The 22808-nt window shown below is 58.7% G+C and carries 24 protein-coding genes; 17 read left to right on the plus strand and 7 right to left on the minus strand.

Annotation, left to right across the window (positions count from 1 at the left end):
- The first annotated feature begins 100 nt into the window (after nt 1–100).
- The 7 genes from AC3WN7_RS04280 (at nt 101) to AC3WN7_RS04310 (ending at nt 4788) form a co-directional block, all read left to right on the plus strand.
- Nucleotides 101–670: an electron transport complex protein RnfA gene (locus AC3WN7_RS04280; RefSeq protein WP_102673355.1), complete on the plus strand. Its 570-nt coding sequence runs from the start codon at nt 101–103 to the stop codon at nt 668–670.
- Nucleotides 667–1680, plus strand: coding sequence for an electron transport complex subunit RsxB (rsxB, locus tag AC3WN7_RS04285; RefSeq protein WP_102673356.1), 1014 nt, complete (start codon nt 667–669; stop codon nt 1678–1680). The genes AC3WN7_RS04280 and rsxB overlap by 4 nt, the downstream gene beginning before the upstream one ends.
- Nucleotides 1667–2653 (plus strand): RnfABCDGE type electron transport complex subunit D, encoded by a 987-nt coding sequence (locus AC3WN7_RS04290; protein WP_102673357.1) that lies wholly within the window; start codon nt 1667–1669, stop codon nt 2651–2653. Before rsxB ends, AC3WN7_RS04290 begins: the two co-directional genes overlap by 14 nt.
- Entirely contained in the window at nt 2650–3261 is a 612-nt protein-coding gene (locus AC3WN7_RS04295; RefSeq protein ID WP_102673358.1) for an RnfABCDGE type electron transport complex subunit G, read from the plus strand. The genes AC3WN7_RS04290 and AC3WN7_RS04295 overlap by 4 nt, the downstream gene beginning before the upstream one ends.
- The gene (locus AC3WN7_RS04300; protein ID WP_102673359.1) at nt 3254–3838 is read left to right on the plus strand and encodes an Rnf-Nqr domain containing protein; all 585 of its coding nucleotides are present in this window, start codon (nt 3254–3256) and stop codon (nt 3836–3838) included. Before AC3WN7_RS04295 ends, AC3WN7_RS04300 begins: the two co-directional genes overlap by 8 nt.
- Before the next feature lie 25 nt (nt 3839–3863).
- Nucleotides 3864–4502 (plus strand): endonuclease III, encoded by a 639-nt coding sequence (gene nth, locus AC3WN7_RS04305; RefSeq protein ID WP_007972326.1) that lies wholly within the window; start codon nt 3864–3866, stop codon nt 4500–4502.
- A gap of 106 nt (nt 4503–4608) precedes the next feature.
- Nucleotides 4609–4788 carry a PA3496 family putative envelope integrity protein gene (locus AC3WN7_RS04310; protein WP_007972325.1) on the plus strand — a complete coding sequence of 60 codons (180 nt, stop codon included), beginning with the start codon at nt 4609–4611 and terminating at the stop codon, nt 4786–4788.
- An 81-nt stretch (nt 4789–4869) separates the two neighbouring features.
- Here AC3WN7_RS04310 and AC3WN7_RS04315 read toward each other — a convergent pair whose 3' ends face one another.
- Nucleotides 4870–5496 carry a response regulator transcription factor gene (locus AC3WN7_RS04315; RefSeq protein WP_007972324.1) on the minus strand — a complete coding sequence of 209 codons (627 nt, stop codon included), beginning with the start codon at nt 5494–5496 and terminating at the stop codon, nt 4870–4872.
- Between the two features lie 473 nt (nt 5497–5969).
- Between AC3WN7_RS04315 and AC3WN7_RS04320 the strand changes: the two genes are divergently transcribed.
- Nucleotides 5970–6680, plus strand: a complete 711-nt coding sequence (locus AC3WN7_RS04320; protein WP_095965465.1) for a hypothetical protein — start codon at nt 5970–5972, stop codon at nt 6678–6680.
- A gap of 149 nt (nt 6681–6829) precedes the next feature.
- Here AC3WN7_RS04320 and AC3WN7_RS04325 read toward each other — a convergent pair whose 3' ends face one another.
- Both AC3WN7_RS04325 and AC3WN7_RS04330 read right to left on the minus strand, forming a co-directional pair.
- Nucleotides 6830–8047, minus strand: coding sequence for an argininosuccinate synthase (locus AC3WN7_RS04325; protein ID WP_007972320.1), 1218 nt, complete (start codon nt 8045–8047; stop codon nt 6830–6832).
- A gap of 129 nt (nt 8048–8176) precedes the next feature.
- A complete protein-coding gene (locus tag AC3WN7_RS04330) occupies nt 8177–9082 on the minus strand; it encodes a flagellar protein MotY (protein WP_095965466.1) in 906 nt (301 codons plus the stop codon).
- Nucleotides 9083–9240: 158 nt separating this feature from the next.
- On the opposite strand from AC3WN7_RS04330, the gene pyrC reads away from it, so the two are divergent.
- Nucleotides 9241–10287, plus strand: coding sequence for a dihydroorotase (gene pyrC / locus AC3WN7_RS04335; RefSeq protein WP_015096688.1), 1047 nt, complete (start codon nt 9241–9243; stop codon nt 10285–10287).
- On the plus strand, nt 10284–10961 hold the full coding sequence (gene rnt / locus AC3WN7_RS04340; RefSeq protein WP_007972317.1) for a ribonuclease T: 678 nt from the start codon (nt 10284–10286) through the stop codon (nt 10959–10961). The genes pyrC and rnt overlap by 4 nt, the downstream gene beginning before the upstream one ends.
- Before the next feature lie 188 nt (nt 10962–11149).
- Here the strand turns inward: rnt and AC3WN7_RS04345 are convergent, their stop codons facing one another.
- On the minus strand, nt 11150–11752 hold the full coding sequence (locus AC3WN7_RS04345) for a peroxiredoxin (protein ID WP_007971324.1): 603 nt from the start codon (nt 11750–11752) through the stop codon (nt 11150–11152).
- A gap of 312 nt (nt 11753–12064) precedes the next feature.
- Between AC3WN7_RS04345 and AC3WN7_RS04350 the strand changes: the two genes are divergently transcribed.
- Together AC3WN7_RS04350 and bfr are read left to right on the plus strand one after the other, a co-directional pair.
- Entirely contained in the window at nt 12065–12283 is a 219-nt protein-coding gene (locus tag AC3WN7_RS04350; protein WP_007985869.1) for a bacterioferritin-associated ferredoxin, read from the plus strand.
- Between the two features lie 198 nt (nt 12284–12481).
- On the plus strand, nt 12482–12958 hold the full coding sequence (gene bfr / locus AC3WN7_RS04355; protein WP_007985870.1) for a bacterioferritin: 477 nt from the start codon (nt 12482–12484) through the stop codon (nt 12956–12958).
- Nucleotides 12959–13146: 188 nt separating this feature from the next.
- Here the strand turns inward: bfr and grxD are convergent, their stop codons facing one another.
- On the minus strand, nt 13147–13488 hold the full coding sequence (gene grxD / locus AC3WN7_RS04360) for a Grx4 family monothiol glutaredoxin (protein ID WP_007971318.1): 342 nt from the start codon (nt 13486–13488) through the stop codon (nt 13147–13149).
- A gap of 97 nt (nt 13489–13585) precedes the next feature.
- Nucleotides 13586–15694 carry a molybdopterin oxidoreductase family protein gene (locus tag AC3WN7_RS04365; RefSeq protein ID WP_102673361.1) on the minus strand — a complete coding sequence of 703 codons (2109 nt, stop codon included), beginning with the start codon at nt 15692–15694 and terminating at the stop codon, nt 13586–13588.
- Between the two features lie 564 nt (nt 15695–16258).
- Here AC3WN7_RS04365 and argF point away from each other — a divergent pair.
- Both argF and AC3WN7_RS04375 read left to right on the plus strand, forming a co-directional pair.
- Nucleotides 16259–17179: an ornithine carbamoyltransferase gene (gene argF / locus AC3WN7_RS04370; RefSeq protein ID WP_033047492.1), complete on the plus strand. Its 921-nt coding sequence runs from the start codon at nt 16259–16261 to the stop codon at nt 17177–17179.
- Entirely contained in the window at nt 17176–18285 is a 1110-nt protein-coding gene (locus tag AC3WN7_RS04375; RefSeq protein ID WP_095965469.1) for an ABC transporter ATP-binding protein, read from the plus strand. Before argF ends, AC3WN7_RS04375 begins: the two co-directional genes overlap by 4 nt.
- A gap of 280 nt (nt 18286–18565) precedes the next feature.
- Here AC3WN7_RS04375 and ybaK read toward each other — a convergent pair whose 3' ends face one another.
- A complete protein-coding gene (ybaK, locus tag AC3WN7_RS04380) occupies nt 18566–19036 on the minus strand; it encodes a Cys-tRNA(Pro) deacylase (protein ID WP_007971306.1) in 471 nt (156 codons plus the stop codon).
- 349 nt (nt 19037–19385) lie between these two features.
- On the opposite strand from ybaK, the gene AC3WN7_RS04385 reads away from it, so the two are divergent.
- The 3 genes from AC3WN7_RS04385 to AC3WN7_RS04395 all read left to right on the plus strand — a co-directional run bounded on the left by AC3WN7_RS04385 (nt 19386) and on the right by AC3WN7_RS04395 (nt 22667).
- Nucleotides 19386–20237: an MIP/aquaporin family protein gene (locus tag AC3WN7_RS04385; protein WP_102673362.1), complete on the plus strand. Its 852-nt coding sequence runs from the start codon at nt 19386–19388 to the stop codon at nt 20235–20237.
- Nucleotides 20238–20310: 73 nt separating this feature from the next.
- Complete coding sequence (gene glpK / locus AC3WN7_RS04390; RefSeq protein ID WP_102673363.1) at nt 20311–21816, plus strand: glycerol kinase GlpK; 1506 nt, start codon at nt 20311–20313, stop codon at nt 21814–21816.
- A 95-nt stretch (nt 21817–21911) separates the two neighbouring features.
- Complete coding sequence (locus AC3WN7_RS04395) at nt 21912–22667, plus strand: DeoR/GlpR family transcriptional regulator (protein ID WP_007971301.1); 756 nt, start codon at nt 21912–21914, stop codon at nt 22665–22667.
- Nucleotides 22668–22808: the final 141 nt, after the last annotated feature.

Genomic DNA, 22808 nt, shown 5'->3' on the forward strand with positions numbered 1-22808 from the left:
CGCGATGGTCGTTAACGATTACGCGTGTCCATAGATTGAACGCAGCGCTCTTGAGTCCATCGCGAGCAAGCTCGCTCCTACAAAACTGCCGGCACGAACAATGACCGAAATTCTGCTTACGCTTATCAGTGCAGCCCTGATCAACAACCTCGTGTTGCACTGGCCGCTGGGCGTCGATCCGCTGTTGGCCGGCCAGCGCCGTCAGGTCCATGCCTTGGGCATTGCGACGACGTGCCTGATGCTGATCGTGGGCATGCTCGGCTATGCGCTCTACCACTGGCTGCTGGAGCCTCTGCAATTGACGGCGCTGCGCCTGTTTGTGTTTCTGCCATTGAGCGTGTTGCTGATCGGCCCGTTGCTGAAGCTGCTGGCGCGGGTATTTTCGACACTGTCGTTCGAAGGCCTCTGGCCGTTGCTGCTGGGCAATGCCGGCGTACTCGGCGTGGCCTTGCTCAATGTTCAGGAGGACAAAGGCTTGTTTCACGCCACAGCCTTGAGCCTGGGTGCCGGGTTGGGTTTCTGGCTGGTGTTGAGCCTGTTCACTGATTTGCGTGAACGCACGGCCGACAACGATGTGCCCCTGCCCTTTCGTGGCCTGCCGATCGACCTGATCGGTGCCGGCCTGATCGCAGTGGTTTTTCTCGGATTCAGCGGACTGATCAAAACATGAGTCTGATTCAAAGCATCGACGCACTCTTGCCGCAAACCCAATGCGGCAAGTGCGGCCACCCCGGGTGCAAACCGTACGCCGAAGGCATTGCCAGTGGCGAGCCGATCAACAAATGCCCGCCCGGCGGCAACGAAACCATCGCGGCCCTGGCCGAGTTGCTGAAGGTGCCGGTGCTGGAACTGGACATCACTCGCGGCTCGGCACCTGCGCAGATTGCCTATATCCGCGAAGCCGAGTGTATCGGTTGCACCAAGTGCATTCAGGCCTGCCCGGTCGATGCCATCGTTGGGGCGGCCAAACTGATGCACACGGTGATCATTGATGAATGCACCGGTTGCGACCTCTGCGTAGCACCGTGCCCGGTGGACTGCATCGAAATGCGTCCGCTGCCGCTGGACACGGTATTGCCGGTTGTCGGGGGGCTGGCCCTCACACCGCAAGCGCAGCAGGCCCGAGCCCTCAAGCGCGATCACGCGCGGCGCCGCTTTGAACAGCGCAATGCGCGCTTGCAGCGCGAAGAGCAGCAGAAAATCGCCGAACGCCAGGCCCGGCAACGTGCCACGCAACCTAGCGAAGCGGCAGTCGACCCGGTACAGGCTGCCCTCGAGCGAGTCCGCGCACAGAAAGCCGCCACTGCCGATGCCGCGCTGAAAAAGGCGAAGATCGATGTGGCGATGAGTCGGGCACAGCTGCATAAATCGTTGAAAGCCTTCGGACACCCACCGACCTTCGAACAGCAATCGCAGTTGATCGTCCTGCAGCAGCAGTTCGAAGACGCCGAACAAAACCTGGCGCAACTGGAAAGCGCCGCGCCACCAGCCCCTGAGCCGACAGTCGCAACGGTGTCGTCAAATGATGCCGATCTGAAACGGGCCAAGATCCAGTTGGCCATGCGCCGTGCCGAACTCAAGAAGGCTCAGGCCAACGAAGCACCGGCGGAGCAAATCGAAGCCCTGGAGCGCGCACTCGGCGAAGCCGAACGCCAGGTGAACGCCCATGCCAGCCCTTGAAACCGTTGATGAGCGCCTGCAGCAGGCCATGAAGCTGGTGCTGCTGGCCGTGCTGCCGGGAGTGCTCGCCGCGTTCTGGCTATACGGCTGGGGCGTGTTGATCAACCTGGTTCTGGCGGCCGCTGCTGCGCTGGCCGTTGAAGCTGCCGTCGTGCAATGGCGCAAGCAACCGCTGAGGCCAACCCTGAGTGACGGTAGCGCGCTGGTCAGTGCCACCTTGCTGGCTCTGGCGCTGCCGCCTTACTGCCCATGGTGGCTGCCCCTTAGTGCTACAGCCTTTGCGATGATCTTTGGCAAGCACCTGTATGGCGGCGTCGGCTCAAATCCCTTCAACCCGGCGATGCTCGGGTTTGCTTTGGTGCTGGTGGCCTTTCCCCAACCCATGACCCATTGGCCATCGCCCCATGGCATGGACCTGTTGAGTGGCTTGCAGCAAGTGTTCGGTGTCCGCCAGGCACCGGATGCGTGGGTGCAGGCCACGGCACTGGACAGCCTGCGGGTCAACAAAAGCCTGACCATGGATGAACTGTTTGCCGGCAATCCGGCATTCGGCCACTACGGTGGACGCGGTGTGGAGTGGGTCAACCTGGCGTTTCTGGCGGGCGGAATGTTTCTCCTGCAACGAAGGGTGATCAGCTGGCATGCACCGGTCGGCATGCTGGCCAGCCTGTTCGTCATCAGCCTGTTGTGCTGGAACGGATCGGGCTCCGACTCCCATGGCTCGCCGCTGTTCCACCTGCTGACCGGTGCGACGATGCTGGGGGCGTTCGTTATCATCACCGAACCGGTATCCGGCGCCAGAAGCCCCGGGGCAAAACTGCTGTTCGGCGTCGGCGTCGGGCTCCTGACTTATCTGATTCGTACCTGGGGCGGCTATCCGGACGGCATCGCCTTTGCCGTGCTGTTGATGAACCTGTGCGTGCCGGCGCTGGAGCGGTTCGTGGCGGCCAGACAACAGCCGGAGGCGTCATGAACCGGACATCAAGCATCACGCTTCTGGTGTTTTTGGCCGCACTGGGCATGGGCGTGACGTACTTCGTGCAACTCGGCAGCGCGCCGCGCATTGCAGCCGAACAGCGCCTGCTCGACAGCCGGAATCTGCTGGACCTGATACCGTCAGACAGCTACGACAATCAACCACTCGACCACCCCATCAGGATCGAAACAACCACCCTGGCAAACAGCACCTTGCTGGGTGGCTATCTGGCGACCCGGGGCGACCAACCCGTCGCCGTGTTGCTGCGCAGTCAAACCCTCGGCTACACCGGTGCCATCGAGCTACTGATCGCTGTCGATGCCAATGGCAGGTTGCTGGGTGTCAAAACCCTCAAACAGTCGGAAACACCTGGGCTGGGGGCACGGATCGCCGACTGGCCCAATGGCTGGCTGCAGATTTTTTCCGGAAAATCCCGAACAGAACCCGGTGACAGCGGTTGGGCGCTGAAAAAGGATCAGGGGCAGTTCGATCAGATCGCAGGCGCGACCATCACCTCAAGAGCAGTGATCAATGCCGTGCACGATGCCTTGCGCTACTTTGATGAACACCGGCAACAACTGCTCGGGAACCCTGCCCATGGATAACTCATCCACTCTGCGCAACGCACTGATGCTGACGCCGCTGATCGGTGCCACCCACTCGCTGATGGCCGCACTTGGCCTGTGCCTGATGTTCATGGTGGTGACCTGGTTGTTCAGTCCGGCCATGGGCGCCCTGCGATCCCGACTGGTCCCGGCTGCCCGCTTGCCGGCCAGCGTTCTGTTGGCCGCCACGCTCACCAGTTGCGCGGAGCTCACGGCACAAGTCTGGTCGCTGCAATGGCAGCAGCATCTGGGGTTTTATGGCGCCATGATCGCCTTGCAGTGCGTCGTACTGGAACACACCGGGTTCTTTCAGAACAGCTGGCGCCAGCGCCTGCGACTCAGTGGCTTGTTTGTCACGTTGATGATCGCTATGGGCCTGTTGCGCGAACTCATCGGCAGAGCAACCCTTGGAAACCGACTATCGTGGCTGTCCGGTGCAACGCAAACTGACTGGCAAGGCTGGGTGCTGGTGGCCGATGGTGGTCTGCGCCTGGCCACATTGGTCCCTGGCGGGTTCATTCTGCTCGGACTGCTGATCGCCGCCTGGCAGGCCTGGCGCCCCAACCCCACACATTGATTGCCTACGAGGAAACGCACTGCCCATGAATGCCGCAAAACGTCTGGAAATTTTCCGCAGACTGCACGAAGACAACCCGGAACCCAAGACCGAACTGGCCTATTCCTCACCGTTCGAATTGCTGATTGCCGTGATTCTCTCGGCGCAGTCGACCGACGTCGGCGTCAACAAGGCCACCGCCAAACTGTTCCCGGTCGCCAATACCCCGGCAGCGATCCATGCCCTGGGTGTCGAGGGACTGTCGGAGTACATCAAGACCATCGGCCTGTACAACAGCAAAGCGAAAAACGTGATCGAAACCTGCCGCTTGCTGGTCGAGCGCCATGCCGGCGAAGTGCCGCAAACCCGCGAAGAGCTGGAAGCCCTGCCCGGCGTCGGCCGCAAAACCGCCAATGTGGTACTCAATACGGCATTCCGTCAGCTGACCATGGCTGTCGACACGCATATATTCAGGGTCAGTAACCGCACCGGCATCGCGCCCGGCAAGAATGTGGTGGAAGTCGAGAAAAAACTGATGAAATTCGTGCCCAGGGAGTACCTGCTCGACTCCCATCACTGGCTGATCCTTCACGGCCGCTATGTCTGCCTCGCCCGCAAGCCCCGATGCGGAAGCTGCCGGATCGAGGACTTGTGCGAATACAAGCACAAAACCTCCGACGATTGAGGCGCTATTGGGATTATTGAATTATCGATTGAAAAAATCTTTTTTACCCGCCGGGAGATTGTCGATATAAGGAGCGCCAAAGGCCTTCTTAGCCTGGAGCAATTAAATGAGTACTGGCAAAGAGCAATTGGACGTAGAAGACGACTTCACCACCGCCGAAACCGATGACGCCGAGCCGGTGGTTGAAGTAGCGAAAACTAATCTGAGCAAACGCCGCACCATCGACAATCTGCTGGAGGAGCGCCGACTGCAAAAGCAATTGGCCGACTACGATTTTGACTTATGACACCTGAAAGCCTCCCGAAACGGAGGCTTTTTTTTTGAGTGCCATACTTCAACAAACGCCCCTTGTCGCAAAGATACGCCATCACACCAGACCGTTGCGTTGTGCCAGCTCGATCAAATCGACCAAGGACCTTGCATTGAGCTTGAGCAACAGGCGGGTCTTGTAGGTACTGACTGTTTTATTACTGAGAAACATCCCATCGGCAATTTCCTTATTGGTCTTCCCTCTGGCCAACTGCTGCAGGACCATCATTTCCCGCCCCGACAACCGATCAACCATGTCGGCCTCACTGGCGTTCCCCAAACTGCAACGCACGGTATGCAAGGCTTGATTGGGAAAGTAACTGTAGCCTGACAATACGGCCTTTATTGCACTGAGCAATTCCGTCAGATCTTGTTGTTTGCAGACATAACCGGCCGCACCGGATTGCATGCAACGCATGGAAAAATGCCCCGGCGCCTGGGAAGTCAGGATCAGCACTTTCATCGGCATTGAGGTCGAAGACAAACGCGCGATGACTTCCAATCCGTCCAGCTTCGGAATCCCGATATCCAGAATGACAATATCCGGCGTAAGTTCACGGGCTAGTTGCAGTGCATCCACACCATTATCAGTTTCTGCAATAACTTCGTAGCCATGACGTTCCATTAGCATACGTACCGCAAGACGAATGACGGGGTGATCATCCACGATCAGCACTTTATTCATGGGCAAGTCCAATTTTCGCTGTTCGAATTTTTAGAGCCCGCACAATAGCCTAGTCGTTTCACCCATGGCATGTCGCCCCTTCCAACCACCCACACCAAGAGACATACCCTACAAACAACACGGATTTCTCCTACAAAAATCCCTCGATCGGAATGAATTGAAAACTGTATCAGCGTCATGGTGGCGCAGTTTTCAGCAATCGGCCCTATCGATTTACAACCAGAATTTTCCAGAAGCCAGCGTGAACAACCGGGCCCTGACAAACACAAATATTTACTTCTGCGCCAGAACGTAACTTATATTTTCGCACTCAACACTCACACCAGAAATATCACACACCAGGCATCCAATTACTCTTACAGCGAATTATATTTTTTGAGTAATCATTAAAGCACCACCAGCAACCATCAAAAAATCCAAAACAGCCACATCAAACAGACTTCAAAAAAACACTCAAAAAATGGGAATTCAACATGAGTACAGAACATGGCAGAAAGATAATCACCAACCCAATGACAATCATTGCGATATTCGCAACTCTCTCTGAAACTTCGGCCGCCGTATCTCTCCCCTTCCTTGACGAAGAGGAAAGAGAACTCTATGTCTGGTTTCTGATCAGCTTTCCGTTTTATTTACTTTTGCTTTTTTTTGCGACACTCAACTTCAACTACCGGTCACTGTATGCGCCTTCCGACTTTGAAAAGGGAAAACATTTCATGAAGGCGATGGAAGATGCCGGGCGGTCGGAAAAAAAAGCGTCCGGGAAGTCGTCCGCGAATCCCGCTATGGAAACGCCAACCAATGGCCAGCAGCCAGCTCGGTCGCCTTGCGGTGCACAGGACCCGCCAACGGAAATTGGTCTGCACAGCACCGTCTTCGCTCAGCATCAACTTCAGTTACCGGAATTTGTAAAAGACCTGTGCATCGTTGATACACGCGGCATGAACAAGGAGGTCGAATTTGAAACGCTGCTGGAAAAAATCCAGAAGCCACGGGGAAAGATGGCGTACGTGATTGTGTTTGTCACCAGTGCCATTTCAGAGACTTTACTGAAGGCCAGTGCGCTCAAACATTCCAGACAGACCAGGAAACACTGCTCTGCCTTTTACATTGCCTACGATCCCGTCTCGCAAAGGTTGACGGTCATTGATCAAGCCGGACAACCGGCAAACAACAATGCGTAGAGCAGGACAGACCATCGGAAGGAGAAAGACAGGAAACCGTCAGCGGCGACGAATACACCCGACAACGCAGTACCTGGCATCACCCCCCATATTCAGGTACCTGACCTCGTCGAGGACGAGGTCAGGTATCCATCACGAGTTCAAAGGTCTCAGAACAGCTTCCGGCCTTTGTTCGCCGCAATGCGCATGCGCAGGGCGTTGAGCTTGATGAAGCCCGCAGCATCCGCCTGGTTGTACGCGCCGCCATCTTCTTCGAAAGTAGCGATGTTGGCATCGAACAGCGAGTCATCGGACTTGCGGCCAGTGACGATCACATTGCCCTTGTACAGTTTCAGGCGCACAACGCCGTTCACATTGACCTGGGACGCATCGATCATCTGTTGCAGCATCAGACGCTCAGGGCTCCACCAGTAGCCGGTGTAGATCAGGCTGGCGTACTTGGGCATCAACTCGTCTTTGAGGTGAGCCACTTCGCGGTCCAGGGTGATCGATTCGATCGCACGGTGGGCACGCAGCATGATGGTGCCGCCAGGGGTTTCATAGCAGCCACGGGACTTCATGCCCACATAGCGGTTCTCGACGATATCGAGACGGCCGATACCGTGCTCGCCACCGATACGGTTCAGGGTCGCCAGCACGGTGGCCGGGGTCATTTCGACGCCGTCCAGCGCGACGATGTCGCCGTTGCGGTAGGTCAGCTCCAGGTACTGCGGCTTGTCTGGAGCGTTTTCCGGGGAAACGGTCCAGCGCCACATGTCTTCTTCGTGCTCGGTCCAGGTGTCTTCCAGCACGCCGCCTTCATAGGAGATGTGCAGCAGGTTGGCATCCATGGAGTACGGGGATTTCTTCTTGCCGTGACGCTCGATCGGGATCGCGTGCTTCGCGGCGTAGTCCATCAGCTTTTCACGGGACAGCAGGTCCCATTCGCGCCAGGGAGCAATCACTTTCACGCCAGGTTTCAAGGCGTACGCGCCCAATTCGAAACGAACCTGGTCGTTGCCCTTGCCGGTGGCGCCATGGGAAATGGCGTCAGCGCCGGTTTCGTTGGCGATTTCGATCAGGCGCTTGGCGATCAGCGGACGAGCGATGGAAGTACCCAGCAGGTACTCGCCTTCGTAAACGGTGTTGGCGCGGAACATCGGGAAAACGAAATCGCGCACGAACTCTTCGCGCAAGTCGTCGATGTAGATCTCTTTGACGCCCATGGCCTGAGCCTTGGCGCGTGCAGGTTCGACCTCTTCGCCCTGACCCAGGTCAGCGGTGAAGGTCACCACTTCACAGTTATAAGTATCCTGCAGCCACTTGAGGATCACCGAAGTGTCCAGGCCGCCGGAATACGCCAGAACGACCTTGTTTACGTCCGCCATGCCATCACTCCACGGGGTTCTACGGAAAGCCGTGAAGTCTACCGCTCATGCAGGATAATTTACAGAGGCGCGACAGCTTATGACGACCAAGCGACAGAATCTGTCGAGAGCGCGACGATGACTAAAGGGTCAGGAAGTTGCCGAAGTGGCCGCTTTCGTCGCTTGCGGGGCAACTTGTTCCGCGGGCGCTGCCCGCTCAAGGCGTACCGCTACCCGACGGTTCTTCGCACGGTTGGCGTTGTTGGTATTGGGCGCCAGCGGATAACGTTCGCCATGGAAACGCAGGGTGATTTGCGACTCCTGGATGCCGTTGGCCTTGAAGAACTCCATCACTGCCAGGACCCGGCGCCGCGACAGGTCGCGATTGGTCAGGCGGTTGCCGCTGTTGTCGGAGTGACCGTCGAGCTCGATGTGATTGACCGTCGGATCAGCCTTCATGTACTCCAGCATGACCTGCAGCTTGGCTTTCGCGGCACTGTCGAGCTCGATCCCGCCGCCAGGGAAGCCGATTTGGGATTGTTTCACCTGCTCGAAGTTCTGCGGCAACAGTTTGGCCACGCAGCTTTGATAATCGGCAAACGCCCTGGTGAACCTGACCGGCAGCAAGCGCACTTCCGACACCCGGCCATCTCCCGAGGAATGGCGAACCACCGGGCTGCGACCGTCCATCAGACCGCTGATCAGGCGTCCGGCCTGCACCTGTGAACTGTTGAACATCACGTTGCCGCTGCCGATTCTCACCGTGCCCAGATTGATATCGTCACGCCCCGGTTGCCACGGTGCGGCAGCGGCCAGCAAGGTCGCCGAACCTCCGCCCATCATCGGGTTATAGGCTTTCAGACGGAACGTTGCCTGCTCACCGGCCTTGCGCACGAACTCCCCCGAACCGAAGTCGGTAATCGGCTGCGTCAGGCGGCATTCGAACTTGTCGCCTTCGACCGTCCACTCAATGCTCTCCAGGCGGGTCTGAAAAGTGAGCGCCATCGCGGGAAGGCTGGCAAACACACTGAGCAAGGCTAAATAACGCTGGCGCACGGGAGGCTCCACTGGCTTCTACAACAAAAGACCGACACACACATGTTTACGGCATACCTGTTGGATATCGGAAGCTTGCGGCAAAACTTGATAGCGAGTGCCTGCAAGAGTCTTTTCCGGTAGCATTCCCTTGAGTTTGACCCGCCTGGAATCCCCTCATGTCCGACCGCCTGACCCTGCTGCGTCCCGACGACTGGCACATTCATCTTCGCGATGGTGCCGTGTTGACCAATACCGTCGCGGATGTCGCGCGCACCTTTGGCCGCGCCATCATCATGCCCAACCTGGTTCCACCGGTGCGCAACGCGGCCGAAGCCGACGGCTATCGCCAGCGGATTCTCGCTGCCCGCCCGGCCGGCAGCCCGTTCGAACCGCTGATGGTCCTGTACCTGACCGACCGCACCCAGCCTGAAGAGATCCGTGAGGCCAAGGCCAGCGGATTCGTGCACGCCGCCAAGCTGTACCCGGCCGGCGCAACCACCAACTCGGACTCTGGTGTTACCAGCATCGACAAGATTTTCCCTGCACTCGAGGCCATGGCCGAAGTCGGGATGCCGTTGCTGATCCACGGTGAAGTCACCCGTGGCGATGTCGACGTGTTCGACCGCGAAAAAATCTTCATCGACGAGCACATGCGTCGTGTGGTCGAGCGTTTCCCGACCCTCAAGGTGGTGTTCGAACACATCACCACCGCTGACGCCGTGCAGTTCGTCAACTCGGCTTCGGCCAACGTTGGCGCGACCATCACCGCGCATCACCTGCTGTACAACCGCAACCACATGCTGGTGGGCGGGATTCGGCCGCATTTCTACTGCCTGCCGATCCTCAAGCGCAATACGCACCAGGAAGCCCTGCTCGACGCCGCCACCAGCGGCAGCGAAAAATTCTTCCTCGGCACCGACTCGGCCCCCCACGCCCAGCACGCCAAGGAAGCCGCTTGTGGTTGCGCCGGCTGCTATACCGCTTATGCGGCGATCGAGATGTACGCCGAAGCGTTCGAACAGCGCAATGCGCTGGACAAGCTCGAAGCCTTCGCCAGCCTCAACGGCCCGCGTTTCTATGGCCTGCCGGCCAACACCGATCGCATCACCCTGGTCCGCGAAGAATGGACCGCCCCTGCCAGCCTGCCGTTTGGCGAGCTGACCGTTATCCCGCTGCGCGCCGGTGAAAAACTGCGCTGGCGCCTGCTGGAGGAACACGCGTGAGTGAAGACCATTTCGACGACGAACTGGAAGGCAATGGCGGCGGTGGCGGTTCCCGTCATCCAATGGCCGCACGGTTTCGTGGTTACCTGCCGGTTGTCGTCGACGTAGAAACCGGTGGCTTCAACTCCGCCACCGACGCCCTGCTGGAAATCGCCGCGACCACCATCGCCATGGATGAAAAGGGTTTTGTCTACCCGGATCACACCTACTTCTTCCGGGTCGAGCCATTCGAAGGCGCGAACATCGAAGCGGCCGCCCTGGAATTCACCGGGATCAAGCTCGATCACCCGCTGCGCATGGCCGTGAGTGAAGAGTCTGCTCTCAACGATATCTTCCGCGGCGTGCGCAAGGCACTCAAGGCCAACGGTTGCAAACGGGCGATCCTGGTCGGGCATAACAGCAGCTTCGACCTGGGCTTCCTGAATGCGGCGGTTGCGCGCCTGGACATGAAGCGCAATCCGTTCCATCCGTTCTCCAGTTTCGATACCGCGACGCTCGCGGGCCTGGCATACGGCCAGACCGTGCTGGCCAAGGCGTGCCAGGCAGCGGACATCGACTTCGACGGTCGCGAGGCCCACTCGGCCCGCTACGACACCGAAAAGACGGCAGAGCTGTTCTGCGGCATCGTCAATCGCTGGAAACAGATGGGTGGCTGGGAAGACTTCAACGATTGATGGCTTTCTGTAGGAGCGAGCCTGCTCGCGATGGTCGTGAACGAAGACGCGGGGAACCTGACACCCCGCGGAGTTCTTGAGTCCATCGCGAGCAAGCTCGCTCCTACAGGGATTTCAATCACAGATTTATTTCCGCGCATAAAAAAACCGGCCTCGATGGCCGGTTTTTTTTACCTGCAGCGTGCGCCTTACAGAGCGGCAGCGTGCTCGGTCAGGTAAGCCGCAACGCCTTCTGGCGAAGCGTTCATGCCTTTGTCGCCTTTCTTCCAGTTGGCAGGGCAGACTTCGCCGTGCTCTTCGTGGAATTGCAGAGCGTCGACCAGACGCAGCAGCTCTTCCATGTTACGGCCCAGCGGCAGGTCGTTGATGATCTGCGAACGGACAACGCCTTTGTCGTCGATCAGGAACGCACCACGGAACGCTACGCCATCAGCGGACTGGACGTCGTAGGCCTTCATGATTTCCTGCTTGATGTCGGCAGCCATGGTGTAGCGAACTTCGCCGATACCGCCATTGTTGACCGGGGTGTTGCGCCAGGCGTTGTGGGTGAAGTGCGAGTCGATCGATACGGCGACCACTTCAACGTTGCGCGCCTTGAACTCGGACATGCGGTTGTCCAGAGCGATCAGCTCGGACGGGCAAACGAAGGTGAAGTCCAGCGGGTAGAAGAACACCAGGCCGTATTTGCCTTTGATCGCCGAAGACAGGGTGAAGCTGTCAACGATCTCGCCATTGCCGAGTACGGCCGGTACGGTGAAGTCAGGGGCTTGTTTGCCTACGAGTACGCTCATTGGATATCTCCTGGTGTAATAGCGTGAGAAACAGGGTTCGCATCAGCCTGCCACCCTGAGGCGACAGCCCTGTGACACGAACCCCGGTCGCAAAAGACCGGCCATCATACACCGCGTGTTTGAGCTGGCTTAGCTGTTTTTTCCCGGTACGATGAAATCCCCGACGGTTTTGTATCATCGGTTTGCCATATTGACCGTTCGTCAGCCACTCCCCGCTTATGACGAAAAGTACTCTGAAACCACTTTGACAATCATTCTCGTTAACATTAAGATCCATCGCAATTGAGTCACAATCAGCGACGGTCCTTCCTTATGTATGTCTGCCTCTGCACTGGCGTCACCGACGGTCAAATCCGCGATGCGATCTATGAAGGATGCTGCAGCTACAAGGAAGTCCGCGTAGCGACCGGCGTTGCCAGTCAATGCGGCAAATGTGCCTGCCTCGCCAAGGAAGTGGTCCGTGAGACCCTGACCAAACTGCAAACGGCCCAGGCTGCAATTCCCTATCCAGCAGAATTTACAGCCGCTTAAGTATCGATTTTCAAAGAACCGGACATATGTCCGGTTTTTTTATGTCTCAAAATCAACTAGTTATGCTCTAGACGCGGAACACAAACATTCTTATTCCGATTAATTTTCATTTAAGTTTCAATAACTTAGGTTTGACACTATTAAATACGCGGCTCAAACTCTGTTCTATTGACAGCTAATACAGGACAGGACCCCATCATGAAAGGCGACGTTACAGTCATCCAGCATCTCAACAAGATCCTTGCCAATGAGCTGGTCGCGATCAATCAATACTTCCTGCATGCGCGCATGTACGAAGATTGGGGCCTGAACAAGCTCGGCAAACACGAGTACCACGAGTCCATCGACGAGATGAAGCACGCGGACAAGCTGATCAAGCGCATCCTGTTCCTTGAAGGCCTGCCGAACGTCCAGGACCTGGGCAAGCTGCACATCGGCGAACACACCAAGGAAATGCTCGAGTGCGACCTGCGTATCGAGAAAACCGGCCATGCCGACCTCAAGGTAGCCATCGCGCATTGCGAAACAGTTGGCGACTTCGGCAGCCGTGAGCTGCTTGAAGATATCCTCGAGTCCGAAGAAGAACATATCGACTGGCTGGAAACCCAGTTGGGCCTGATCGACAAGATCGGTATCGAAAACTATCTGCAATCGCAGATGGGTGAAGACGAGTAAGTTCCAGGCCATTAATTTCGATGCAATAAAAAGCCCCGCCCTCTTTCGAGTGGCGGGGCTTTTTTGTGCCTGCCGTTGTTGTAGGAGCGAGCTTGCTCGCGATGGTGGTCAACGATAACGCGGAAAATCTGGTTCCCCGCGGCGTTCTTTAGTCCATCGCGAGCAAGCTCGCTCCTACAGGAAGCGAATCAGGCCTCGGTCTTTGGAGCAGCGGCCTTGGCGGCGGCGTCCTTGATCAGGCTCTGCAGCGAACCGTCAGCGGCCATTTCAGTCATGATGTCGCTACCGCCGACCAGCTCACCGGCAACCCACAGTTGCGGGAAGGTTGGCCAGTTGGCGTATTTTGGCAGGTTGGCGCGGATTTCCGGGTTCTGCAGGATGTCCACGTACGCAAACTTTTCACCACACGCCATCACGGCCTGTGCAGCTTTCGCGGAGAAGCCGCACTGCGGGGCATTTGGCGAGCCTTTCATGTAAAGCAGAATGGTGTTGTTGGCAATCTGCTCTTTAATCGTTTCGATGATATCCATGGAGCACCTCGGCTGAACTTTCCGACTCATGGGTCGGCACGGTGGCGCATTGTAACGGAAAGCCGAGCGCCCTGCTCGGTCTCTCCGTCAGACTGATTCAAGCCGCCGCCACGGTCACTGGCACGCCATTGAGCGCGGCATTTCCCGACAGTTCGTCAATCCGGCATTCGTCGGTCAGGTCATTGGCGCTGGAGCCCGGCTGGCTGCTGGCAATCGACATTTGCACGCCCGGCCGCGCGTGGCCCCAGCCGTGCGGCAGGCTGACCACGCCTTTCATCATATCAAGACTGCCCAGCACTTCGACCTCAATCACACCCACCCGCGAACTGACCCGAACACGTTGCCCGTCACTGAGCCCGCGACTGGCCAGATCGTCCGGATGCATCAGCAACTGGTGTCGAGGCTTGCCCTTCACCAACCGATGATAGTTATGCATCCATGAGTTGTTGCTGCGTACATGCCGGCGGCCAATCATCAACAGCTCGTCGGCGGCCGGCGCCTTCAAGGCTGCGAAGCGCGCCAGGTCAGCGAGAATCGCCGCCGGCGCGGCCTGGATACGTTGATTGGCAGTTTTCAGGCGTGGTGCCAGGTTGGGCTTGAGCGCCCCCAGATCGACACCATGGGGATGATCGAACAAAGTCGCCAATGACAGCTTGAACTCTGAAGTGTCGCCGTACATCCCCATGCGCAGGCCGCGATCGATCATTTGCGCCGGGGCGATGGTCGGCTTCAACGCTTTGCCGGTCCTGGCGGCAAACGCCTTGGCCAGCCCGACGAAGATCTCCCAGTCGTGCAGTGCACCTTTGGGTTTGGCGAGGATTGCGCGGTTGAAACGGCTGACGTTACGCACCGCGAACAGGTTGAATGTGGTGTCGTAATGATCGTTTTCCAGCGCCGATGTGGACGGCAGGATCAGGTCGGCGTAGCGCGTGGTTTCATTGATGTACAGGTCGATGCTGACCATGAAATCCAGCCCGTCCAGTGCCTGCTCGAGTTTTCGGCCATTGGGCGTGGACAGCACCGGATTGCCCGCCACGGTGATCAGCGCCCGGACTTGCCCGTCTCCTTCGGTGAGCATTTCTTCGGCCAGTGCAGAGACTGGCAGCTCTCCGGCGTATTCCGGGCGCCCGGAAACCCGGCTCTGCCACAGATTGAAATGTCCGCCCGAAGTCGTCGCCACCAGATCCACCGCCGGCTCGGTGCACAAGGCCCCCCCTACGCGGTCGAGGTTGCCGGTGACCAGATTGATCAACTGCACCGCCCAGTGACAAAGTGTTCCGAAGGCTTGGGTCGAGACGCCCATGCGGCCATAGCAGACAGCCGAGGGCGCCGCGGCGAAGTCTCGCGCCAATTGGCGGATCTGTTCGGCGGGTACGGCGCACAACGGACTCATGGCCTCGGCGGTGAACGGCGCGACGGCCTCCCGCACGTCCTCCAGACCGTCTACCGGCAGATGGCCGTCGCGGGTCAGACCCTCAGCGAACAAGGTGTTGAGCAACCCGAACAACAACGCGGCATCACCGCCCGGGCGCACGAACAGGTGCTGATCGGCAATCGCCGCCGTTTCACTGCGGCGAGGGTCGACCACCACCACTTTGCCACCCCGGGCCTGTATCGCCTTCAAGCGTTTTTCAACATCCGGCACGGTCATGATGCTGCCATTCGAAGCCAGCGGGTTGCCACCCAGGATCAGCATGAAATCGGTGTGATCGATGTCCGGGATCGGGAGCAGCAAACCGTGGCCGTACATCAAATGGCTGGTCAGGTGATGGGGCAATTGATCGACCGACGTCGCGGAAAACCGGTTGCGGGTTTTCAGCAGGCCGAGGAAGTAATTGCTGTGGGTCATCAGCCCGTAATTGTGCACGCTCGGGTTGCCTTGATAGACCGCCACGGCGTTTTGCCCATGACGCTCCTGAATCGCCGCCAGACGCTCGGCCACCAGGTTGAATGCCGCGTCCCACTCGATGGGCTGCCATTCATTGCCCACCCGCTGCATCGGCTGATGCAGGCGATCCGGATCGTTCTGGATGTCTTGCAGGGCCACGGCTTTGGGGCAGATGTGCCCACGGCTGAACGTATCCTGGGGGTCACCCTTGATCGATGTGATCTGGACGTTACCGCCTTCGACCCCGGTGGTTTCGATGGTCAGGCCGCAGATGGCTTCGCACAAATGGCATGCACGATGATGGAGAGTCTTGGTCATGGCCAGTCTCTGTCTTGTTATGGGCGGGCAACGTTGGCCACGGAAGCAAAACTATGGCGCCTGCCCCGTCACCGCGCCAGCGACGTTCGTCTTGTGAATCGAGGGTCATCAGGCCAGCCGATAGCCGCCAGAGTCCAGTTCGAAGGCAGCCTGGGCGGCGCCTGCATGTGGATTTGCTGAAGGAATTCAATCGGTTCGTGGGGGGCCATGCACACCGATCAGGCGCCCGTGCCCTTCGAGCCTGGCAGGGATGAATAACAGGTCAGAAACCGACTGTCAGCGCACCATTGCCGCCCCGCCTGATTGCCAAGCCCCGAGAGGCCGGTGTACAAATGAACTGCTGTTTTCAGGAAACAGGCTTCAAAAGCGCTACCTCGGTGAACCCGTAGCACCTCTGAAACTCCCTAAAAACCGTAGCCCTATTGGTAAGACGCGACATTTAATTATAAGATCGCGCCTTCCCCTATTTCGTCGCCCCGTGCGGCTTACGCCGCAGGTCTCGCCCGTTGTTCCGTCAAACAAGGCTTTGAGCATCTGCGGTTTGTAGCAAAAAGGTAGTCAATGATGAGCGCAAGGCACTTTCTCTCCCTGATGGATTGCACGCCCGAAGAGCTGGTCAGCGTGATCCGTCGAGGCGTTGAGCTCAAGGACCTGCGTAACCGCGGCGTACTGTTCGAGCCTCTGAAAAACCGCGTCCTGGGGATGATTTTCGAGAAATCCTCGACCCGCACCCGAATCTCCTTTGAGGCCGGCATGATCCAGCTCGGCGGCCAGGCGATCTTCCTGTCGCCACGCGACACCCAACTGGGCCGTGGCGAGCCGATCGGCGACTGTGCCATCGTCATGTCGAGCATGCTCGACGCCGTGATGATCCGTACCTTTGCCCACAGCAACCTGACCGAATTCGCCGCCAACTCCCGCGTACCGGTGATCAATGGCCTGTCCGATGACCTGCACCCGTGCCAGTTGCTGGCCGACATGCAGACCTTCCTCGAACACCGTGGCTCCATCCAGGGCAAGACCGTGGCCTGGATCGGTGATGGCAACAACATGTGCAACAGCTATATAGAAGCGGCGATCCAGTTCGACTTCCAGTTGCGCGTTGCCTGCCCGGAAGGCTACGAGCCCAACCCGGTGTTCCTGGCCAAGGCCGGCGATCGGGTCTCCATCGTTCGCGACCCGAAAGACGCCGTGCGCGGTGCACACCTGGTGAGCACCGACGTCTGGACCTCCATGGGCCAGGAAGAGGAAACCGCCAAGCGCCTGCAACTGTTTGCACCGTTCCAGGTCAACCGCGCCCTGCTCGACCTGGCCGCTGACGACGTGCTGTTCATGCACTGCCTGCCGGCGCACCGTGGCGAGGAAATCAGCGTCGACCTGCTCGACGACAAACGCTCGGTGGCCTGGGATCAAGCGGAAAACCGCCTGCATGCGCAAAAAGCCCTGCTCGAGTTCCTCGTCGAACCGGCGTATCACCACGCATGAGCCAGCCATTACTGCTTAACCTGCGCAACCTCGCCTGCGGCTATCAAGACCAACGCGTGGTGCAGAACCTGAACCTGCATTTGAACGCCGGTGACATCGGTTGCCTGCTGGGCTCTTCCGGCTGCGGCAAGACCACCACTCTGCGGGCTATTGCCGGTTTCGAACCGGTACACGAAGGCGAAATCCAGCTGGCCGGCGAGACCATCTCCAGCGCCGGCTTCACCCTCGCCCCGGAGAAACGCCGCATCGGCATGGTATTCCAGGACTACGCGCTGTTCCCGCACTTGAGCGTGGCCGACAACATCGCCTTCGGCATTCGCAAGCATCCGCAAAAGGATCGCGTCACCGAAGAACTGCTGGAACTGGTCAACCTGAAGAACCTCGGCAAGCGTTTCCCCCACGAGCTTTCCGGTGGGCAGCAGCAACGTGTCGCCCTGGCCCGCGCACTGGCGCCGGAACCGCAACTGCTGTTGCTCGACGAGCCGTTCTCCAACCTCGATGGCGAATTGCGCCGCAAGCTCAGCCATGAAGTACGCGACATCCTCAAGGCCCGTGGCACCAGCGCGATTCTGGTGACACACGACCAGGAAGAAGCCTTCGCGGTCAGCGACCACGTTGGCGTGTTCAAGGAAGGTCGACTGGAACAGTGGGATACGCCCTACAACCTGTATCACGAACCACTGACGCCCTTTGTAGCCAGCTTCATCGGCCAGGGCTATTTCATTCGCGGTCAGTTGAGCAGCCCGGAGTCGGTGCAAACCGAGCTGGGTGAGCTGCGCGGTAACCGGGCCTACACCTGGCCGGTAGGCGGTGCCGTGGACGTGCTGCTGCGTCCGGACGATATCGTCTACGCACCGGACAGCGCACTGAAGGCGCGAATTGCCGGCAAGACGTTCCTCGGTGCGTCGACCCTGTATCGCTTGCAACTGCCGACAGGCGCGCAGTTGGAGTCGATCTTCCCGAGCCATGTCGATCGCCAGGTCGGGGCGGATGTGGGCATTCGTGTCGCGGCTGAACACCTGGTGCTGTTCCAGGCGTCCGGCAGCACGGCGGCGCAGATTCCTGCTGTTGAATCGGGTGTCCGGCGCTACAGCACAGCCAGCTGATACACAAAAAACCTGTAGGAGCGAGCTTGCTCGCGAAAAACGTCTGGATAACGCGTTCATTCCGGCTGCACGCGTTATCGTTGTCGTCCATCGCGAGCAAGCTCGCTCCTACACGGGGTTTGCGTTAGTCCAGCATCAGCATTCCGCTCGCCACGAGCGTCGCATCCCCCCGATCCTCACCCGCTCGCCTGCCGGCAGAACAACTCCCCGCCCCGCGCCGTCACGATGGCGCCATGCAGCGCCGACCGAACCGGCTGATTTTCACCATACAGCGCTGCGCTCACGCACGGCCGATATCGGCAAACTTCGCCTGGGTGTGTTCGGCCAGCACGGCCGGCGCCAGTTCGACTTCCAGTCCACGCCGGCCGGCACTGACAAAAATGCTGGCAAAGGGCTGGGCCGAGTTATCAATGAAGGTACGCAAACGCTTTTTCTGCCCCAGCGGGCTGATCCCGCCCAACAGATAACCCGTAGAGCGCTGCGCAGCCGCCGGATCGGCCATTTCGACCTTTTTCACGCCGGCGGCATGGGCCAGCCCTTTCAAGTCCAGGCTGCCGACAACCGGCACCACAGCCACCAGTAACTCTCCTTTCTCGCTGGCCGCGAGCAAGGTCTTGAACACTTGCGCCGGGTCGAGCCCGAGTTTTTCCGCGGCTTCCAGGCCATAGGAAGCGGCCTTCGGGTCATGTTCGTAACTGTGTACGCGATGTTCGGCCCGAACCTTTTTCAATAAATCCAATGCGGGGGTCATGGCAGCTCCAGACTGGGCGGCAGAAGAAAATACTGCGCCGGATTCTAGGACATTGATCGTTAAAAGGCTCTACGGCGGCGCATTCATGACGCCATTGCCTGGCCATCCCATTGCGCAATGACTCATTCATTCATGCAACGAATAGTTTTTTTGTGACCAACAGTTCACTTTCGACCTTTGACAGCAGCGTTTCTTGTCTATATTTTTTCGTTTCTGAAACTGTACGAAACGTCCTACCGCTGTACCCGGCAGTAAACCGCGACCAGGACGGGGATCCTGCCACGGCGAAAAACGCGCGTTGACCATGTAGGCAAGAACGCGCCAGACAACAAAAAAAATTGAGGTTTCAATGACTACTGCTTTACAACAACCGTCGCTCTCGAGCCAATGCATGGCCGAGTTTCTGGGTACGGCGCTGCTGATCTTTTTTGGTACCGGTTGTGTTGCCTCGCTCAAGGTCGCGGGTGCCAGTTTTGGCTTGTGGGAAATCAGCATTATCTGGGGCGTCGGCGTCAGCATGGCGATCTACCTCACCGCCGGGGTTTCCGGGGCTCATCTGAACCCTGCCGTCAGTATTGCCCTGAGCATTTTCGCGGACTTCGAAAAGCGCAAATTGCCTTTCTACGTACTCGCCCAAGTGGCGGGCGCCTTCTGTGGCGCGTTGTTGGTTTACACGCTCTACAGCAATCTATTCTTCGAATTCGAACAAACGCAGCACATGGTTCGTGGCACGCAAGCCAGCCTTGAATTGGCCTCCGTGTTCTCCACGTTCCCGAATCCTGCACTCACCACCGCCCAGGCATTTCTGGTCGAGGTGATCATTACGGCCATCCTGATGGGCGTGATCATGTCCCTGACCGACGACAACAATGGCCTGCCCAAAGGCCCGTTGGCACCGCTGCTGATCGGCCTGCTGATTGCGGTGATCGGTAGCTCGATGGGACCGCTGACCGGTTTTGCCATGAACCCTGCGCGGGACTTCGGCCCTAAACTGATGACTTTCTTCGCTGGCTGGGGTGAAATTTCCCTCACTGGCGGACGCGATATTCCGTACTTCCTGATTCCTGTTTTTGCACCGATTGTTGGTGCCTGCCTCGGCGCCGCCGCCTATCGCGGGCTGATTGCCCGCCATCTGCCCGGCTCCGTAGCTGCTACAAAGGATGAGCTACCTGCCATTGACGGCAAACCCAGAACGTCCTGATACCGTTGGCGCGTGCCCTGCCCCTTGATCGCGCGCCAGACCTCACTCCCTTTTTTCGTCCAAGGCAATCGACATGACCGACACACAGAATAAGAACTACATCATTGCCCTCGATCAGGGTACGACCAGCTCCCGCGCGATCATTTTCGACCGCGACGCGAACGTGGTCTGCACCGCCCAACGGGAGTTCGCACAGCATTACCCGCAAGCCGGCTGGGTCGAGCATGACCCGATGGAGATCTTCGCCACCCAAAGCGCCGTGATGGTCGAGGCCCTGGCACAAGCCGGCCTGCACCACGACCAGGTAGCCGCCATCGGCATCACCAACCAGCGCGAAACCACTGTGGTGTGGGACAAGAACACCGGCCGCCCGATCTACAACGCCATCGTCTGGCAGTGCCGACGCAGCACCGAGATCTGCCAGCAGCTCAAGCGCGATGGCCACGAGCAATACATCAGCGACACCACCGGCCTGGTCACCGACCCCTACTTCTCCGGTACCAAGCTCAAGTGGATCCTCGACAACGTCGAAGGCAGCCGCGAACGTGCGCGCAACGGCGAACTGCTGTTCGGCACCGTCGACAGCTGGCTGATCTGGAAATTTACCGGCGGCAAGGTGCATGTCACCGACTACACCAACGCCTCGCGCACCATGCTCTTCAACATCCACACCCTGGAGTGGGACGCGAAGATGCTGGAGCTGCTGGATATCCCACGCGAAATGCTCCCGGCAGTTAAATCGTCCTCGGAAATCTACGGCCATACCAAAAGCGGCATCGCCATCGGCGGTATAGCCGGTGACCAGCAAGCCGCTCTGTTCGGCCAGATGTGCGTCGAGCCAGGCCAGGCGAAAAACACCTATGGCACTGGCTGCTTCCTGCTGATGAACACCGGTGACAAAGCAGTGAAATCCAAGCATGGCATGCTGACCACCATCGCTTGCGGTCCTCGCGGCGAAGTGGCCTACGCGCTGGAAGGTGCAGTGTTCAACGGCGGCTCCACCGTACAGTGGCTGCGTGACGAACTGAAAATCATCAACGACGCCCACGACACCGAATACTTTGCCAACAAGGTCAAGGACAGCAACGGCGTGTACCTGGTGCCGGCCTTCACCGGACTTGGCGCACCGTACTGGGACCCGTACGCCCGCGGCGCATTGTTCGGCCTGACCCGCGGCGTACGCGTGGACCACATCATTCGTGCCGCGCTGGAGTCGATTGCCTACCAGACCCGCGACGTGCTGGACGCCATGCAGCAGGACTCCGGCGAACGCCTCAAGGCCCTGCGCGTGGACGGCGGCGCGGTGGCCAACAATTTCCTCATGCAGTTCCAGGCCGACATCCTCGGCACGCAGGTCGAGCGCCCGCAAATGCGCGAAACCACAGCACTCGGCGCCGCTTATCTGGCAGGTCTGGCCTGTGGCTTCTGGGGCAGCCTGGAAGAGTTGCGTGGCAAGGCCGTGATCGAGCGCCGGTTCGAGCCGACGCTGGATGAAGCGGCGAAGGAAAAACTCTACGCAGGGTGGAAAAAAGCGGTCAGCCGCACCCGCGATTGGGCGGTTGAAGACGAGGCTGAATAAGCCAAGACACAGGCTCGTCTCTGTATGTAACTGGTAGGGAGTGGATTCCTGCGGCATCATGGGCAAATTTTGCACGGCAGCCCAAAGGACGCCCCATGAATCTGCCTCCCCGTCAGCAGCAAATCCTCGAGTTGGTTCGCGAACGCGGCTATGTCAGCATCGAGGAAATGGCCACCTTGTTCGTCGTTACACCGCAGACCATCCGCCGCGACATCAATCAGCTCGCGGAAGCCAACTTGTTGCGTCGCTACCACGGTGGCGCCGCCTATGATTCCAGTGTCGAAAACACCGCCTACGCCATGCGCGCCGATCAGATGCGCGATGAAAAACAGCGTATCGGCGAAGCCATCGCCGCGCAGATTCCCGACCACGCCTCGTTGTTCATCAACATCGGCACCACCACCGAATCCATCGCCCGGGCGCTGCTCAACCACAGTCATCTGAAGATCATCACCAACAACCTGCATGTGGCCTCCATGCTCAGCGCCAAGGACGACTTCGACGTGCTGCTGACCGGTGGCAACGTGCGGCGCGACGGCGGCGTGGTCGGTCAGGCCAGTGTCGACTTCATCAACCAGTTCAAGGTCGATTTCGCCCTGGTCGGCATCAGTGGTATCGATGAGGACGGCAGCCTGCTGGACTTCGATTATCAGGAAGTGCGGGTATCCCAGGCGATCATCGCCAATGCCCGACAAGTGATACTCGCGGCCGACTCGAGCAAATTCGGGCGCAACGCCATGATTCGCCTGGGGCCGATCAGCCTGGTCGATTGCCTGGTCACCGATCAGCAGCCTTCCCCGGCGCTGGCGCAGCTGTTGAACCAGCACAAGGTTCGGCTGGAAGTCGTTTAAGCCCACCATCTCCAGTGCCTACACTGGCGCTATCGCGGGCAAGCCCGCTCCCACAGGCCCGCGTGATCCTTGTGGGAGCGGGCTTGCCCGCGAAGACGATCGCACATACAGCATCCCTCTTGCGCCATAACGCGCATCAAA

This window comes from Pseudomonas sp. FW305-70, from assembly GCF_058783925.1.

Bases quoted from the DNA above. Each gene is read 5' to 3' on its own strand.
- AC3WN7_RS04280 (WP_102673355.1), top strand. From the start codon at position 101: ATGACCGAAATTCTGCTTACGCTTATCAGTGCAGCCCTGATCAACAAC.
- rsxB (WP_102673356.1), top strand. From the start codon at position 667: ATGAGTCTGATTCAAAGCATCGACGCACTCTTGCCGCAAACCCAATGC.
- AC3WN7_RS04290 (WP_102673357.1), top strand. From the start codon at position 1,667: ATGCCAGCCCTTGAAACCGTTGATGAGCGCCTGCAGCAGGCCATGAAG.
- AC3WN7_RS04295 (WP_102673358.1), top strand. From the start codon at position 2,650: ATGAACCGGACATCAAGCATCACGCTTCTGGTGTTTTTGGCCGCACTG.
- AC3WN7_RS04300 (WP_102673359.1), top strand. From the start codon at position 3,254: ATGGATAACTCATCCACTCTGCGCAACGCACTGATGCTGACGCCGCTG.
- nth (WP_007972326.1), top strand. From the start codon at position 3,864: ATGAATGCCGCAAAACGTCTGGAAATTTTCCGCAGACTGCACGAAGAC.
- AC3WN7_RS04310 (WP_007972325.1), top strand. From the start codon at position 4,609: ATGAGTACTGGCAAAGAGCAATTGGACGTAGAAGACGACTTCACCACC.
- AC3WN7_RS04315 (WP_007972324.1), bottom strand. From the start codon at position 5,496: ATGAATAAAGTGCTGATCGTGGATGATCACCCCGTCATTCGTCTTGCG.
- AC3WN7_RS04320 (WP_095965465.1), top strand. From the start codon at position 5,970: ATGAGTACAGAACATGGCAGAAAGATAATCACCAACCCAATGACAATC.
- AC3WN7_RS04325 (WP_007972320.1), bottom strand. From the start codon at position 8,047: ATGGCGGACGTAAACAAGGTCGTTCTGGCGTATTCCGGCGGCCTGGAC.
- pyrC (WP_015096688.1), top strand. From the start codon at position 9,241: ATGTCCGACCGCCTGACCCTGCTGCGTCCCGACGACTGGCACATTCAT.
- AC3WN7_RS04345 (WP_007971324.1), bottom strand. From the start codon at position 11,752: ATGAGCGTACTCGTAGGCAAACAAGCCCCTGACTTCACCGTACCGGCC.
- AC3WN7_RS04350 (WP_007985869.1), top strand. From the start codon at position 12,065: ATGTATGTCTGCCTCTGCACTGGCGTCACCGACGGTCAAATCCGCGAT.
- bfr (WP_007985870.1), top strand. From the start codon at position 12,482: ATGAAAGGCGACGTTACAGTCATCCAGCATCTCAACAAGATCCTTGCC.
- grxD (WP_007971318.1), bottom strand. From the start codon at position 13,488: ATGGATATCATCGAAACGATTAAAGAGCAGATTGCCAACAACACCATT.
- AC3WN7_RS04365 (WP_102673361.1), bottom strand. From the start codon at position 15,694: ATGACCAAGACTCTCCATCATCGTGCATGCCATTTGTGCGAAGCCATC.
- argF (WP_033047492.1), top strand. From the start codon at position 16,259: ATGAGCGCAAGGCACTTTCTCTCCCTGATGGATTGCACGCCCGAAGAG.
- AC3WN7_RS04375 (WP_095965469.1), top strand. From the start codon at position 17,176: ATGAGCCAGCCATTACTGCTTAACCTGCGCAACCTCGCCTGCGGCTAT.
- ybaK (WP_007971306.1), bottom strand. From the start codon at position 19,036: ATGACCCCCGCATTGGATTTATTGAAAAAGGTTCGGGCCGAACATCGC.
- AC3WN7_RS04385 (WP_102673362.1), top strand. From the start codon at position 19,386: ATGACTACTGCTTTACAACAACCGTCGCTCTCGAGCCAATGCATGGCC.
- glpK (WP_102673363.1), top strand. From the start codon at position 20,311: ATGACCGACACACAGAATAAGAACTACATCATTGCCCTCGATCAGGGT.
- AC3WN7_RS04395 (WP_007971301.1), top strand. From the start codon at position 21,912: ATGAATCTGCCTCCCCGTCAGCAGCAAATCCTCGAGTTGGTTCGCGAA.